At 70.3% G+C, this 13768-nt stretch carries 9 protein-coding genes; 4 read left to right on the forward strand and 5 right to left on the reverse strand.

Translation table 11 applies throughout. From position 1 onward, the window contains the following. Nucleotides 1–122 precede the first annotated feature (122 nt). Nucleotides 123–2030, forward strand: a complete 1908-nt coding sequence (locus tag bpln_RS33995; protein ID WP_432705487.1) for a pseudouridine synthase — start codon at nt 123–125, stop codon at nt 2028–2030. A gap of 126 nt (nt 2031–2156) precedes the next feature. Here the strand turns inward: bpln_RS33995 and def are convergent, their stop codons facing one another. The 5 genes from def to bpln_RS12185 all read right to left on the reverse strand — a co-directional run bounded on the left by def (nt 2157) and on the right by bpln_RS12185 (nt 11026). Then, nucleotides 2157–2690, reverse strand: coding sequence for a peptide deformylase (def, locus tag bpln_RS12165; protein WP_055138927.1), 534 nt, complete (start codon nt 2688–2690; stop codon nt 2157–2159). Then, nucleotides 2687–4921: an NAD-dependent DNA ligase LigA gene (gene ligA, locus bpln_RS12170; RefSeq protein ID WP_055138928.1), complete on the reverse strand. Its 2235-nt coding sequence runs from the start codon at nt 4919–4921 to the stop codon at nt 2687–2689. The genes def and ligA overlap by 4 nt, the downstream gene beginning before the upstream one ends. A gap of 134 nt (nt 4922–5055) precedes the next feature. Then, nucleotides 5056–6387: a cell division protein ZipA C-terminal FtsZ-binding domain-containing protein gene (locus bpln_RS12175; protein WP_055138929.1), complete on the reverse strand. Its 1332-nt coding sequence runs from the start codon at nt 6385–6387 to the stop codon at nt 5056–5058. 57 nt (nt 6388–6444) lie between these two features. Beyond that, nucleotides 6445–9963 carry a chromosome segregation protein SMC gene (gene smc / locus bpln_RS12180; RefSeq protein WP_042625363.1) on the reverse strand — a complete coding sequence of 1173 codons (3519 nt, stop codon included), beginning with the start codon at nt 9961–9963 and terminating at the stop codon, nt 6445–6447. A gap of 130 nt (nt 9964–10093) precedes the next feature. After that, on the reverse strand, nt 10094–11026 hold the full coding sequence (locus bpln_RS12185; RefSeq protein WP_055138930.1) for a DMT family transporter: 933 nt from the start codon (nt 11024–11026) through the stop codon (nt 10094–10096). Nucleotides 11027–11259: 233 nt separating this feature from the next. Between bpln_RS12185 and dapC the strand changes: the two genes are divergently transcribed. The 3 genes from dapC to bpln_RS12200 are packed head-to-tail and all read left to right on the forward strand — an operon-like array spanning nt 11260 to nt 13708. Further along, nucleotides 11260–12477, forward strand: a complete 1218-nt coding sequence (dapC, locus tag bpln_RS12190) for a succinyldiaminopimelate transaminase (RefSeq protein ID WP_055138931.1) — start codon at nt 11260–11262, stop codon at nt 12475–12477. A 47-nt stretch (nt 12478–12524) separates the two neighbouring features. Beyond that, a complete protein-coding gene (gene dapD, locus bpln_RS12195) occupies nt 12525–13352 on the forward strand; it encodes a 2,3,4,5-tetrahydropyridine-2,6-dicarboxylate N-succinyltransferase (RefSeq protein WP_042625366.1) in 828 nt (275 codons plus the stop codon). Then, nucleotides 13352–13708: an ArsC family reductase gene (locus tag bpln_RS12200; protein WP_042625367.1), complete on the forward strand. Its 357-nt coding sequence runs from the start codon at nt 13352–13354 to the stop codon at nt 13706–13708. The genes dapD and bpln_RS12200 overlap by 1 nt, the downstream gene beginning before the upstream one ends. The last annotated feature ends 60 nt before the right edge of the window (nt 13709–13768 follow it).

Below are 13768 nucleotides of genomic sequence, written 5' to 3' on the forward strand. Positions count from 1 at the left end.
CACCCGAGGGCGCGATGAAGCCGAAGTCGAAGCCGGCCGCGAAAGGCGGGGCGCCGCGTGCGGCCAAGCCGGCGGGCGCCGGCGCCGTGAAGCCGCGCGCGCCGCGTGACGGCGACCGGCCGTTGCGTGCCGAAGGTCGGCCCGCTCGTGATGGCGAGCGGCCGGCGCGTGCCAGTGTGCGTCCGCCGCGTGATGGGGATCGGCCGTTCCGTAGCGAAGGCCGCCCCGCGCGCGATGGTGACCGCCCGTTCCGTGCCGAAGGCCGCCCCCCGCGCGACGGCAATCGGCCGTTCCGCGGCGAAGGTCGGCCTCCGCGCGATGGCGACCGGCCGTTCCGTGCCGAAGGCCGTCCTCCGCGCGATGGCGATCGACCGTTCCGTGCCGAAGGCCGTCCTCCGCGCGACGGCAATCGGCCGTTCCGCGGCGAAGGTCGGCCTCCGCGCGATGGCGACCGGCCGTTCCGTGCCGAAGGCCGTCCTCCGCGCGATGGCGATCGACCGTTCCGTGCCGAAGGGCGCCCGCCGCGCGACGGCGATCGGCCGTTCCGTGCCGAAGGCCGTCCTCCGCGCGATGGTGATCGACCGTTGCGTGCCGAAGGCCGTCCTCCGCGCGATGGCGACCGCCCCTTCCGCAGCGAAGGCCGTCCTCCGCGCGACGGCGACCGCCCCTTCCGCAGCGAAGGCCGTCCTCCGCGCGACGGCGACCGCCCCTTCCGCAGCGAAGGCCGTCCTCCGCGCGATGGCGATCGACCGTTCCGTGCCGAAGGCCGTCCTCCGCGTGATGGCGATCGACCGTTCCGTGCCGAAGGCCGTCCTCCGCGCGACGGCGACCGCCCCTTCCGCAGCGAAGGCCGTCCTCCGCGCGATGGTGATCGACCGTTCCGAAGTGAAGGTCGGCCCGCTCGTGATGGCGACCGCCCCTTCCGTACCGGCGCCCGCCCGCCGCGTGACGGCGATCGCCCCTTCCGCAGCGAGGGCCGGCCCGCTCGTGATGGCGACCGCCCGACCCGCGCCGGCGACCGTCCTCCGCGCGACGGCGACCGCCCCTTCCGCAGCGAAGGTCGGCCCGCTCGTGATGGCGACCGCCCGGCCCGCACCGGCGCACGGCCGCCGCGAGATGGCGATCGCCCGTTCCGCAGCGAATCCCGCCCCACCCGCGACACCGACCGCCCGGCCCGCAAGCCGCGCGACACCGCCGAGCGCCCCGCGCCTTCGCCCCTGAAGGTCGCGCAACCCGTCAAGGCACGCCCGTCGTTCGACTCCGACGACGAGGCGGGCATGATGCGTCTGTCGAAACGGATGTCGGAACTCGGCCTCTGCTCGCGACGCGAGGCGGACGAGTGGATCGAGAAGGGCTGGGTGCTCGTCGACGGCGAGCGGATCGACACGCTCGGCACCAAGGTCCGCCCGGACCAGAAGATCGAGATCGACGATCAGGCGATCGCCGCCCAGGCCGCGCAGGTCACGATCCTGCTGCACAAGCCGGTCGGCTACGTGTCGGGTCAGGCCGAGGACGGCTACGAGCCGGCCGTGACGCTGATCACGCGCGACAATCACTGGAGCGGCGACCGCTCGCCGCTGCGCCTGTCGCCGCTGCATCTGCGCACGCTGGCGCCGGCCGGGCGCCTCGACATCGATTCGACCGGCCTGCTGGTGCTGACGCAGGACGGCCGCGTCGCCAAGCAGCTGATCGGCGAGCATTCCGACATCGACAAGGAATATCTGGTGCGCGTGCGCTTCGGCGAGCACGTGATCGATATCGACCAGCATTTCCCCGCCGAATCGCTCGCGAAGCTGCGCCACGGCCTCGAACTCGACGGCGCGCCGCTGAAACCCGCGATGGTGAGCTGGCAGAACAGCGAACAGCTGCGTTTCGTGCTGCGCGAAGGCAAGAAGCGGCAGATCCGCCGCATGTGCGAGCTGGTCGGGCTCGAGGTGGTCGGCCTGAAGCGCGTGCGCATGGGCCACGTGATGCTCGGCGCGCTGCCGCAAGGCCAGTGGCGCTACCTGTCGGCCGACGAGGCGTTCTGATCCTGACGGCGGCGCCGCGCACCGACGCGCGGCCCGCCGGTAACTCCAGCGCGCGCGGCGCTCACGCCGCGCCGCCAGTACCTCCCACCCGCTCGCGGCGCATGTCGCCCGTTCAGTCGTCCCGATTCAGTCGTCCAAATTCGGATCAAGCCCCGGGAACAGCACTTCCGTAAAACCGAACTTCGAGAAATCGGTGATCCGCATCGGGTACAGCTTGCCGATCAGGTGATCGTATTCGTGCTGGACCACGCGTGCGTGGAAATCCTCGGCGACGCGGTCGATGCGCTTGCCGTACTGGTCGAAGCCCGTGTAATGCACCTTGCGGTAGCGGCTCACCACGCCGCGCATGCCCGGCACCGACAGGCAGCCCTCCCAGCCCTCTTCCATGTCCGGCGGCAGGTATTCGACCGCCGGGTTGATCAGCACCGTCTCCGGCACGGGCGGCGCGTCGGGATAACGCGCGTTGTTGCCGAAGCCGAAGATGATCAGCTGCAGCCCGACGCCGATCTGCGGCGCGGCAAGGCCGGCGCCGTTCGCGTGATGCATGGTCTCGAACATGTCGGCAACCAACTCGTGCAGCGCCGGCGTGTCGAACGCCTCGACCGGCTTCGCCACTTCGAGCAGGCGCGGATCGCCCATCTTGAGGATCTCGCGGATCATGACGGTGATTCCCCCTTCAGCAGTTGATGCATCCCGTCCTCGTCGAGCACCGGGATGCCGAGTTCTTCGGCCTTCGCGAGCTTGCTGCCCGCCTCGGCGCCGGCCACCACGTAATCGGTCTTCTTCGAGACCGAGCCCGTCACCTTCGCGCCGGCCGCCTCGAGCAGCGCCTTCGCGTCGTCGCGCGAGAGCGTGGGCAGCGTGCCCGTCAGCACCACGGTCTTGCCGGCCAGCACGCCCTGCGGCTCGCGCGGCGCGGGCGGTCCCTCGGGCCAGTCCACCTTCTCGCGCAACTCCGCGATCACGGTCAGATTGTGTTCCTCGGCGAAGAACTGGTGCAGCGATTCGGCCACCACGGGGCCGACGTCGTTGACTTCGAGCAGTGCCTCGATCGAGGCGTCCATGATCGGCTGCAGCGAGCCGAAGTGCCTGGCCAGATCCTTCGCGGTCGATTCGCCGACGTGGCGGATGCCGAGCGCGTAGATGAAGCGCGCGAGCGTGGTGTGGCGCGCCTTTTCCAGCGAATCAAGCAGGTTCTGCGCGGACTTGTCGGCGAAGCGGTCGAGCGCGGCGAGCGTCGCGAAGCCGAGATGGAACAGGTCGGCCGGCGTGCGCACGAGGTTCTGCTCGACCAGCTGGTCGATGATCTTCTCGCCGAGCCCGTCGATGTCGAGCGCGCGGCGCTGCGCGAAATGCCAGAGCGCCTGCTTGCGCTGCGCGGGGCAGAACAGGCCGCCCGTACAGCGCGCGATCGCCTCGTCGGGCAGCCGCTCGATCTTCGAGCCGCAGACCGGGCATTCGGTCGGCATCCTGAACGGTTCCTGCTCGACGAGCTCGAACAGGCTCGGCCGCAGGCAGCCCTGCCGCAGGCGGATGCCGCTGCGGTCTCCCGATTTCAGCAGGCGCGGCTTCCACGTCATCGGCTTGCCTGCCGCGCGCTGCCGGTTGCGTCGCGAAACCGGCCGCACCCCGCGAAAGCGCACGCGCACCTGCATCGCATGCGGGCCGTCGCGGCCGACCACCTCGGGGATCACGTCGCCGGCGCGTCGCACGATCACCGTGTCGCCGATCCGGATGTCCTTGCGCAGCACTTCATCCTCGTTGTGCAGCGTCGCGTTGGTGACGGTCGCGCCACCCACGAACACCGGGTCGAGCCGCGCGACCGGCGTGATCGCGCCGGTGCGGCCCACCTGCACCTCGATCGCGACGAGCGTCGTGTGCGCCTCCTGGGCCGGGAACTTGTGCGCGAGCGCGAAGCGCGGCGCGCGCGAGACGAAGCCGAGCCGGTCCTGCTCGGCGCGCCGGTTGACCTTGTAGACCACGCCGTCGATGTCATACGGCAGCGCATCGCGCTTTTCGCCGACCTTCCGGAAGAATTCGAGCAGCCCCTCGGCACCCTGCACCACGGCGCGCTCGCGATTGACCGGCAGGCCGAGCGATTCGTACCAGTCGAGCAGGCCGCTGTGCGTGTCGGGCATCGGCGCGCCGTCGAGTACGCCGATGCCGTAGGCGAAGAACGACAACGGGCGCTGCGCGGTGACCTTCGAATCGAGCTGGCGCAGGCTGCCGGCCGCCGCGTTGCGCGGATTGGCGAACTCGCGCTGCTCGGCCGCGCGCTGGCGCTCGTTGAGGCGCGCGAAATCGCGCTTGTACATCAGCACCTCGCCGCGCACGTCGAGCAGCGCGGGCGGGTTTTTCCCCTTCAGCGTGAGCGGGATCGACTTGATGGTGCGGACGTTCTCGGTCACGTCCTCGCCGGTGGTGCCGTCACCGCGCGTGGCGGCCTGCGTGAACTTGCCATGCACGTAGCGCAGCGAGATCGCGAGCCCGTCGAACTTCAGCTCGCAGGCATATTCGACCGGCTCGACGGTGCCGGCGAGATCGACCGGCTTGTCGAGCGCGTCGGCCACGCGCTTGTCGAACGCGGCGATGTCCTCGTCGGAGAAGCCGTTGTTGAGCGACAGCATCGGTGCGTCGTGCAGCACCGGCGTGAAACCGTCGGCGGCCTCGCCGCCGACGCGCTGGGTCGGCGAATCGGGCGTGATGAAGTCGGGATGCTCGGCCTCGATCTGCTGCAGTTCGCGGAACAGCCGGTCGTACTCGGCATCGAGCAGGTCGGGCTGGTCGAGCACGTAATACGCGTGGTTCGCGCGCTCGAGTTCCTGGCGCAGCCACGCCGCGCGTTCGGACGGCTGGCTGGCGGGAGGTTCGGCTGGGGTGGTTCGGGCCATGCTGGCAGCACTCTTGCGGATGACAATCAGGGGATGATTATCTCAGGCGGCGCGCGCTTTGGCGCGCCTGCCGGATGGGAGAAACCCGCGATTTTCAACCGGAATCGGGCCGCCCGCCGGCGTTCACTGGCGGTTCACTGGCTGAACAGCCGCCGCGTGACCGGCGAGCCGGCCGGAATCCCGGCTTCCTCGAGCTTGGCGTAGAGCTTCATCAGTTGCTGCTCGATCGCGACCAGCGTCGATTCGGGCAGCGGCCGGCGCGAATCGTCGACCACGCGCGCACCGATCCGGTCCGACAGCGATTTCGCGTAATCGCACATCAGCTTGAACGGCAGGATGTCCTCGTCGGCCACCGGCACGTCGAGCACCAGCGTGATCATGTTGCCGCCCTTGTAGGTCAGGTCGTCGCGCAGGAAGTTGGTGTCGCCGAACTGCAGCATGAACACCGGGTTCTGCTTCGCGTCGAGCTTGACGAAGCGCGTGCCGTCGCGCGACAGCAGCAGGCCGTCCTGCGAGGCCACCGCCTGCACGTAGTTCGCCGACCACGGCGCGCCGTCCGACATCACGTTGATCGACAGTTGCGCGTCGCACTGCGCGGCGAACCCGTCGAGCTCGCGCGCCATCGAGACGGTCTCGAGCATGTCGGGGAATTCGGGTGCGCCGTCGATCGCGTCGGCGAACTGGCTGACGCCCGAGACGAATTCCGAGTATTCGAGCTCGTTCAACGGACCGTTGCGGTTCGCGAGCTGCGCGGCCGCGCGCAGCTCCTCGTAGCGCACGCCGTTCTGCAGCAGCTCCCAGCCGCTGCCGCCCTCGGGCTTGCCCTCGATGTGGACGGGTTTGCTGCCGGCGCGGCGCAGCCGCTGCGCGGCCGGCACGATGCGCTCGCCGACCAGCGGCGCGCCGAGCCGGATCGGCACGATGCAGTCGATGCGGCGATCGACGATGGCGGGCGGCGCGGCCGAGATCGTGGTCGCGGCCGGCAGCACCGGCTCCGCGATCGCCTCGCCGGCATCGGCCGACGGTTCGGTCGCGGCGTGTGCGCGGTCCGCCGCGCCGCCCTCGCCCTCGGCGGCGATCCGGTCCGCTTCGGCCGCTTCGTCGGTGGCACCGGCCGTCAGCGTCTCGTCGGCCTGCAGGTCTGCCGGCGTATCGATCGGGGCCGGCACCGCGGGCGCGGCGCCGAAAGTCGGCTCGACGCGCGTGTCGCGGATGCCCGGCGCGGCGGCGGCCGGCGGCACCACGGGCTCGACCGCAGCCGCCTCGCGGCGCGCGGGCTGCCGCACCGGCTCGATGAACGGCGCGTCGTCGTCGCGCTCCTGGCGCGCCAGCGTGTCGGCCGCGTCGGCCGGCATCGGCCGCGGCATCCGGCGGCGCACCTTCGCGGCCTGCCACATGTTGTAAATCCAGATGCCGCCGATCACGACCACGCCCGTACCGACCAACCCGAGTGTCAACTCGTCCATGCATGCTCCATCAGGAATGCTGCTTCGAGCGCGCCGCGCCTGGGCGGCCCGCGCCCATCAATTCAAATTCTGTGCAAAACCGGCGGCCGTTTCCATGTCGACCGCCACGATCCGCGACACGCCCTGCTCCTGCATCGTCACGCCGATCAGCTGCTGCGCCATCTCCATCGCGATCTTGTTGTGCGAGATGAACAGGAACTGCGTCTTGTCGGACATCGCGCGCACCAGGTTCGCGAAGCGCTCGGTGTTCGCGTCGTCGAGCGGCGCGTCCACTTCGTCGAGCAGACAGAACGGCGCCGGATTGAGCTGGAACATCGCGAACACGAGCGCGGTGGCGGTCAGCGCCTTCTCGCCGCCCGACAGCAGGTGGATCGTCGCGTTCTTCTTGCCGGGCGGCTGCGCCATCACCTGCACGCCGGCGTCGAGGATCTCGTCGCCGGTCATGATCAGCCTGGCCTGGCCGCCGCCGAACAGCTTCGGGAACAGGTCGCTGAAGTGGTGATTGACCTCGTCGAAGGTGCCCTGCAGCAGCGTGCGCGTTTCCTGGTCGATCTTGTGGATCGCGTCTTCGAGCGTGGTGATCGCGCTCAGCAGGTCCGCCGACTGCGCGTCGAGGAACACCTTGCGCTCGCTGGCGGCGGCCAGCTCGTCGAGCGCGGCCATGTTGACCGGGCCGAGCGCCGTGATCGCGTTGTTCAGGCGCGTGACCTCGCCCTGCAGGTAGGACGGCTTCAGGTCCGGCGTCAGCTTCGGCAGCAGCGCCGCCTCGTCCACGCCGGCTGCGGCAAGCTGCTCGCCGAACTGCTCGGCCGACAGGCGCGCGGCCTGCTCCTTCAGTTGCAGCTCGGTGATGCGGTCGCGCAGCGGCTGCAGCGAGCGCTCGGCCACGAGGCGCTGCTCGTCGGCCGCGCGCAGCTTCGCGGTCAGGTCGTCGAGCTCGAGGCGCGCGGCACCCAGCGCCGCCTCCTTCGCCGCGCGGATTTCCAGTGCGTCCTGCAGGCCGGTGTGCGCGGTCTGCTCGTTGATGGTTTCGAGCTCGGCGCGCGCGTCCTCGAGCGAGGCGGCGACGCGCTCGATCTGATCGTGCGCGATCTGGATCGTGCGCTTCAATTCGTCGATGCGGGTCGCCGAGTTGCGGGCCGCGAACCGCGCGTCGTTGGCGGCGCGCTCGAGATCGCGCGCGTGCTGGCGCGCGGTGCTCAGCTGCTCGTCGAGTGCCTCGAACGCGAGCTGGTTGTCCTCGAACTTCGCCTGCAGCTCGGCGAGCTCGCCGTCGTGCCGCTCGAAGTTCGCCTCGGACTCGGCGCGCAGCGCGCGCTGCTCGTCGATCTGCGCGCCGATCTCCTCGAGTTCCTCGCGGATCTGCGTGCTGCGCTGCGTGTAGCGCTCATGGGCCTGGGCCAGCTTCAGCACGTCCATCTGCAGCGCGTGGACGCGCTGCGTCGCGCGATCGGCCGCGCCGCGCAGCTCGCCGAGCGCGGTGGCCGCCTGCGTGTGGGCCGCCTCGGCACGCACCGCGGCCGTCTTCGCCTCGTCGGCCAGCAGCGCCTGCGCGCGCACCTGGCGGCCGAGGTTCTCGATTTCCTGCTGGCGCGCGAGCATGCCGGCCTGCTCGGAATCGGCCGCGTAGAGCTGCACGCCCGAGCGCGTGACCACGTGGCCGGCCTTCACCACGTAGGCGCCCCCGGCCGGCAGCTGCGCGCGCGCGGCCAGCGCCTGGCCGAGATCGTCGGCGATGAACACCGAGCCGAGCCAGTCGTTGAGCACGGCGCGCAGGCCGGCGTCGTCGATCCGCACCAGCGACAGCAGCGGCCGCAGGCCGGCCGGCGCCGCGAGCGGCTCGCCCGCCGGCGGCGGCGAGAAGAACGCGAGCTTGGCGGGCGGCGCGTCGGTGGCGAACGCCTTGACCCAGTCCAGGTTCGAGACTTCGAGCGCGGCGAGCCGCTCGCGCAGCACCGCCTCGAGCGCGGTTTCCCAGCCGGCCTCGACATGCAGCTTCTTCCAGAGCCGCGGCAGCGCGCCGAGCTCGTGCCTGTCGAGCCAGGGCTGGACCTTGCCTTCGGTCTGGACGTTGTCCTGCAGCTGCCGCAGCGCGGCGAGGCGCGCTTCCAACTGATGGATCTGCGCGCTTTCGGCCTGCACGCGCTCCTGCGCGGCACGGCGCTCGGCGTCGAGGCGCGGCAGCGCTTCCTGCGCGTCGGCGAGGCGCGCCTGCGCGTCGTGCAGGACTTCCTCCTGCTCGGCGAGCTGCATGCGCAGTTCCTCGAGCTGCGCCTCGTCGGGCGCGTCGAGCCCGCCCGCCTCCGACTTCAGCCGCTCGTGGCGCTGCTGCAGTTGCATCAATTGCTGGTCGGCGTTGCGCTGGTGCGCGGCTTCGAGCTTCAGCGCCTGTTCGGTCTGCGAGATCCGCCCGCGCTCGTCGTTGAGCTGCGCCTGCGCATCGCGCCAGCGCGCTTCGAGCGCCGGCAGCGCGTCATGCTTGGCAGCCGCGTCGTCCTCGGCCATCGCGGCCTTCTCGTCGGCGATCGCGCGCGCTTCCTCGGCCTCTTCCAGATCGTCCTGCGCCTTCTGCGTCTGCGCCTGCCACTGCTCGCGCTGCGCCGTGAGCGCGGCGATCTGTGCCTGCACGCGGTTGCGCGACTCGACGATGAACCTGATCTCGGCCTCGAGCCGGCTGACCTCGGCGTTGGCCTCGTAGAGCGAGCCCTGCGCGCCCTGCATCGCGTCGCTGGCGGCATAGTTCGCCACCCGCAGCGTTTCGAGCTGGGCCTCGACCTCGCGCAGCTTCGCGGTCTGCGCCTCCAGGTCGATCTGGGCCTGTTCGATGGCGCGCTGCTGCTTCTGCTGCTCGCCCTGCGCCTCGTTCTTGCGCAGCAGCCACAGCAGGCGCTGCTTCTCCTCGCCGTCGGCGAGCAGTTCCTTGTACCTGGTGGCCACCACGGCCTGCGCTTCCAGTTTTTCGAGGTTCGCGCCGAGTTCGCGCACGATGTCCTCCACGCGCGTCAGGTTCTCGCGCGTGTCGTGCAGGCGGTTCTCGGTCTCGCGGCGGCGCTCCTTGTACTTCGACACGCCCGCGGCTTCCTCCAGGAACACGCGCAGCTCCTCGGGCTTGGCCTCGATGATGCGCGCGATCATGCCTTGCCCGATGATCGCGTAGGCGCGCGGCCCGAGGCCCGTGCCGAGGAAGATGTCCTGGATGTCGCGGCGCCGCGCCGGCAGGTTGTTGATGTAGTAGCTGGAGGTGCCGTCGCGCGTCAGCACGCGCTTGACGGCGATCTCGCCGTACTGGCCCCACTGGCCGGCCGCGCGGCCGTCGGAGTTGTCGAAGATCAGCTCGACGCTGGCGCGGCTGCCGGGCTTGCGCGCCGTCGAGCCGTTGAAGATGACGTCTTGCATCGACTCGCCGCGCAGTTCCGAGGCGCGCGATTCGCCGAGCACCCAGCGCACGGCGTCGATGATGTTGGACTTGCCGCAGCCGTTCGGGCCGACCACGCCGACGAGCTGGCCCGGAACCTGAAAATGCGTGGGATCGACAAAGGATTTGAAGCCTGCGAGTTTGATCGAGCTCAGTCGCACGTCGGTATCGGTATTGAGTGTTGATTGAAACGGACGGCAACCGGCGGCACATCGCGCGCGCCGCCCGTTCCGAAGAAAATCGGACCACCAGGCCGCGCCGCGGTGCCGCGGGCCTCGTGAAGCGGGTCAATCATACCATCGCGCGCGCGCCGTCCCGGCCGTCCGCGTCACGGGCCGGGGCCTTGTGGACACGGCTCGACAGCAGGGTGGCGACCACGATGCAGGCGCCGCCCGCCCACTCGCGCGCGCCCGGCAGCTCGCCCGCGAACAGCCATGCCGACAGCGCGGTCACGACGATCTCGAACAGCATGATGATCGAGGCGCGGTTGGCCGGTACCCGGGCAAGCCCGTATTGAACCAGCACGTTGTTGAGCGCGGTGGCCACCCCGATCGCGGCGGCGATGCCGAGCGCCGCGCCGAGCGCGTGCGGCGCCGGCAGCGGCGGCAAGCCCTCGACGAACATCGCGGCGAAGCTGAACGCGGCGCCGCCCGCGAACAGCGTGGCGGTGCGCATCTCGGGCCGCAACTCGGGCAGGTCGCGCGAGATGCGCACCGACAGCACGTTGCCCATCGCGAAACTGAGGCCGGCGGCAAGCCCGGCCCATTCGGCCGGGCTCGACGGCAGCGGCAGGCCGAGCCCCGGCGACCAGAGCATCAGCATCGCGCCCGAGATCGACAGCGCCGCGAGCGCGGCGGTGGCCCAGGTGAGCCGGTCGCGCAGCAGGAAATGCGCGTAGATCGCGGTCCAGGCCGGGGTCAGATAGAACAGCAGCATCACGCGCAGCACCTGGCCGTGGATCGTGCCCCAGACGAAGCCGAGATTGGTGATGCCGGAGGCCACGCCGAGCGCGAGCAGCAGCCAGTGCCAGCGCAGCGTGCGCAGCGAGCGGCGGCGCCAGACCACCACGAACAGGCACGAGCAGAGGCAGGTCAGCGCGCCGGCCGCGGTGCCCGTGAGCCCCTGCCCGGCCAGCAGCCGCAGCGGGTACCAGACGACGCCCCACACCGAGGCGCCAACCAGGATCGCGAGGGTCGGCAGCGCCGACCGTTGATTGCCCGTCATTTCCACTGTTCCGACATGTCCGACCTTCCACGTTGCAGTGCGCCCGCCAGCTCCTCGCCGCGATGTCGGCACGCTATAATCGCCCGGTTACCGGCCCGGCGTGCCGGGCGCATCGAGATACCGGCCGCCGAAGCCCGGCGCGCCGCGCCGACGGGCCGGGCCCGGCGGCCCGTTCGGCCCGGCCGCGATTCGATCCGTCCCCGACGGCCTTCCACCGCCCCGACCCCAAGCCCGTGAATCCACGACTCGATACGCTCCAGCCCTATCCGTTCGAAAAGCTCCGCGCGCTGTTCAAGGACGTCACGCCGTCCGCCGCGTTCCCCGCGATCAGTTTCGGCATCGGCGAGCCCAAGCACCCGACGCCGGCCCTGATCCGCGAGGCCGTGATCGGCGCGCTCGACGGGCTCGCGTCGTATCCGGCCACGGCCGGCTCGGAGCCGCTGCGCGCCGCGATCGCGCGCTGGGTCGAGCGCCGCTACGGACTGCCGGCGGTCGACGCGGCGAACGAAGTGCTGCCGGTATCGGGCTCGCGCGAGGCGCTGTTCTCGCTGGCCCAGGCCGTGATCGACGCGACGCCGCGCGCGGACGGCAAGTCCGCGATCGTACTCTGTCCCAATCCGTTCTATCAAATCTACGAGGGCGCGGCGCTGCTGGCCGGCGCCGAGCCGTGGTTCGTCAACAGCGACCCGGCACGCAATTTCGCACCCGATTTCTCGACGGTCCCCGACGACATCTGGGCACGCACCCAGCTGCTGTTCGTCTGCTCGCCGGGGAATCCGACGGGCGCCGTGCTCACGCTCGACGACTGGCGCGAGCTGTTCGCGCTGTCGGACCGCCACGGCTTCGTGATCGCCTCCGACGAGTGCTATTCGGAAATCTATTTCGACGAGGCGGCCCCGCCGCTCGGCGGCCTCGACGCGGCGCGCCGGCTCGGCCGCGGCTTCGAGCGGCTGGTGATGCTGTCGAGCCTGTCCAAGCGCTCGAACGTGCCGGGCATGCGCTCGGGCTTCGTGGCCGGCGACGCGGCAATCCTCAAGCGCTTCCTGCTCTACCGCACCTACCACGGCGCGGCGCTTTCGCCGGTCTGGCAGCGCGCGAGCGTGGTGGCCTGGGAGGACGAAGCCCACGTACAGGAAAACCGCGCGCTGTACGCGCGGAAATTCAATACCGTCACGCCGATGCTGGCCGAGGTGCTCGACGTCGCGCTGCCCGACGCCGCGTTCTATCTGTGGGCCAACGTGGCGCGCACCGGCCTGAGCGACACCGAGTTCGCCCGGCGTCTCTACGCCGACTATAATGTGACGGTTCTGCCCGGCTCGTTCCTCGCGCGCGACGCGCACGGCACCAATCCGGGCCGCGATTTCGTGCGCATCGCGCTGGTCGCCGGCACCGCCGAATGCGTCGAGGGCGCGCGGCGCATCGTCGATTTCTGCCGCGGCCTCGCCCGCTGAATCCGTCCGTTTCCCTCTCCTCCCAACTTCCAGCGAAGCAATCAACCATGTCGCAACAACTTCAGCAAATCATCGATAACGCGTGGGAAAACCGCGCCGACCTGTCGCCGAAGGCGGCCCCCGCCGAAGTCCGCGAAGCCGTCGCCCACGCGATCGAGCAGCTCGATCGCGGCGCGCTGCGCGTGGCCGAGAAGCAAGGCGGCGACTGGATCGTCCATCAATGGCTGAAGAAGGCCGTGCTGCTGTCGTTCCGACTGGAAGACAACGCGCCGATGCCGGCCGGCGGCTATTCGCAGTTCTACGACAAGGTGCCCTCGAAGTTCGCCGGCTACACGGCCGAGGACTTCGCCGCGGGCGGCTTCCGGGTGGTGCCGCCGGCGGTGGCGCGGCGCGGCTCGTTCATCGCGAAGAACGTGGTGCTGATGCCGTCGTACACCAACATCGGCGCCTACGTCGACGAAGGCACGATGGTCGACACCTGGGCCACCGTCGGCTCGTGCGCGCAGATCGGCAAGAACGTCCACCTGTCGGGCGGCGTCGGCATCGGCGGCGTGCTGGAACCGCTGCAGGCGAACCCCGTCATCATCGAGGACAACTGCTTCATCGGCGCGCGCTCGGAAGTCGTGGAAGGCGTGATCGTCGAGGAAAACTCGGTGATCTCGATGGGCGTCTACCTCGGCCAGAGCACCAAGATCTACGACCGCGAGACGGGCGAGATCAGCTACGGCCGGATTCCCGCCGGCTCGGTGGTGGTGGCGGGCAACCTGCCGTCGAAGGACGGCTCGCACAGCCTGTACTGCGCCGTGATCGTCAAGAAGGTCGACGCCAAGACGCGCGCCAAGGTCGGCCTGAACGAACTGCTGCGGGGCGACTGATGACGACCGTCGTCTATGGCATCCCGAACTGCGACACGGTGAAGAAGGCCCGCACCTGGCTCGACGATCACGACGTCGCGTTCGACTTCCATGACTTCAGGAAGGACGGGCTCACCGAGGCCGTCGTGAAGGGCTGGCTGAAGGACGTGCCGCTGGAAGTGCTCGTCAACCGTCGCGGCACCACCTGGCGTGGGCTGCCGGACGACGTCAAGGCCGCCGCCGACAGCGAGGCCGGCGCGATCGCGCTGATGCTCGACAAGCCGTCGGTGATCAAGCGCCCGGTGATCGTCGTCGACGGCCGCGTGAAGACGGTCGGCTTCGTGGCCGACCAGTACGCGGCGCTGTTCGCCGCGTAACGCGCGCGTCGCGGCCATCCGCATCAGACCCGGCCGGGGCATGCGCCGCGGCGTTTCACG

The organism is Burkholderia plantarii (genome assembly GCF_001411805.1).
GTDB lineage: Bacteria > Pseudomonadota > Gammaproteobacteria > Burkholderiales > Burkholderiaceae > Burkholderia > Burkholderia plantarii.

Bases quoted from the DNA above. Each gene is read 5' to 3' on its own strand.
- dapD (WP_042625366.1), top strand. From the start codon at position 12,525: ATGTCGCAACAACTTCAGCAAATCATCGATAACGCGTGGGAAAACCGC.
- bpln_RS12175 (WP_055138929.1), bottom strand. From the start codon at position 6,387: ATGGACGAGTTGACACTCGGGTTGGTCGGTACGGGCGTGGTCGTGATC.
- bpln_RS12200 (WP_042625367.1), top strand. From the start codon at position 13,352: ATGACGACCGTCGTCTATGGCATCCCGAACTGCGACACGGTGAAGAAG.
- bpln_RS12185 (WP_055138930.1), bottom strand. From the start codon at position 11,026: ATGACGGGCAATCAACGGTCGGCGCTGCCGACCCTCGCGATCCTGGTT.
- ligA (WP_055138928.1), bottom strand. From the start codon at position 4,921: ATGGCCCGAACCACCCCAGCCGAACCTCCCGCCAGCCAGCCGTCCGAA.
- def (WP_055138927.1), bottom strand. From the start codon at position 2,690: ATGATCCGCGAGATCCTCAAGATGGGCGATCCGCGCCTGCTCGAAGTG.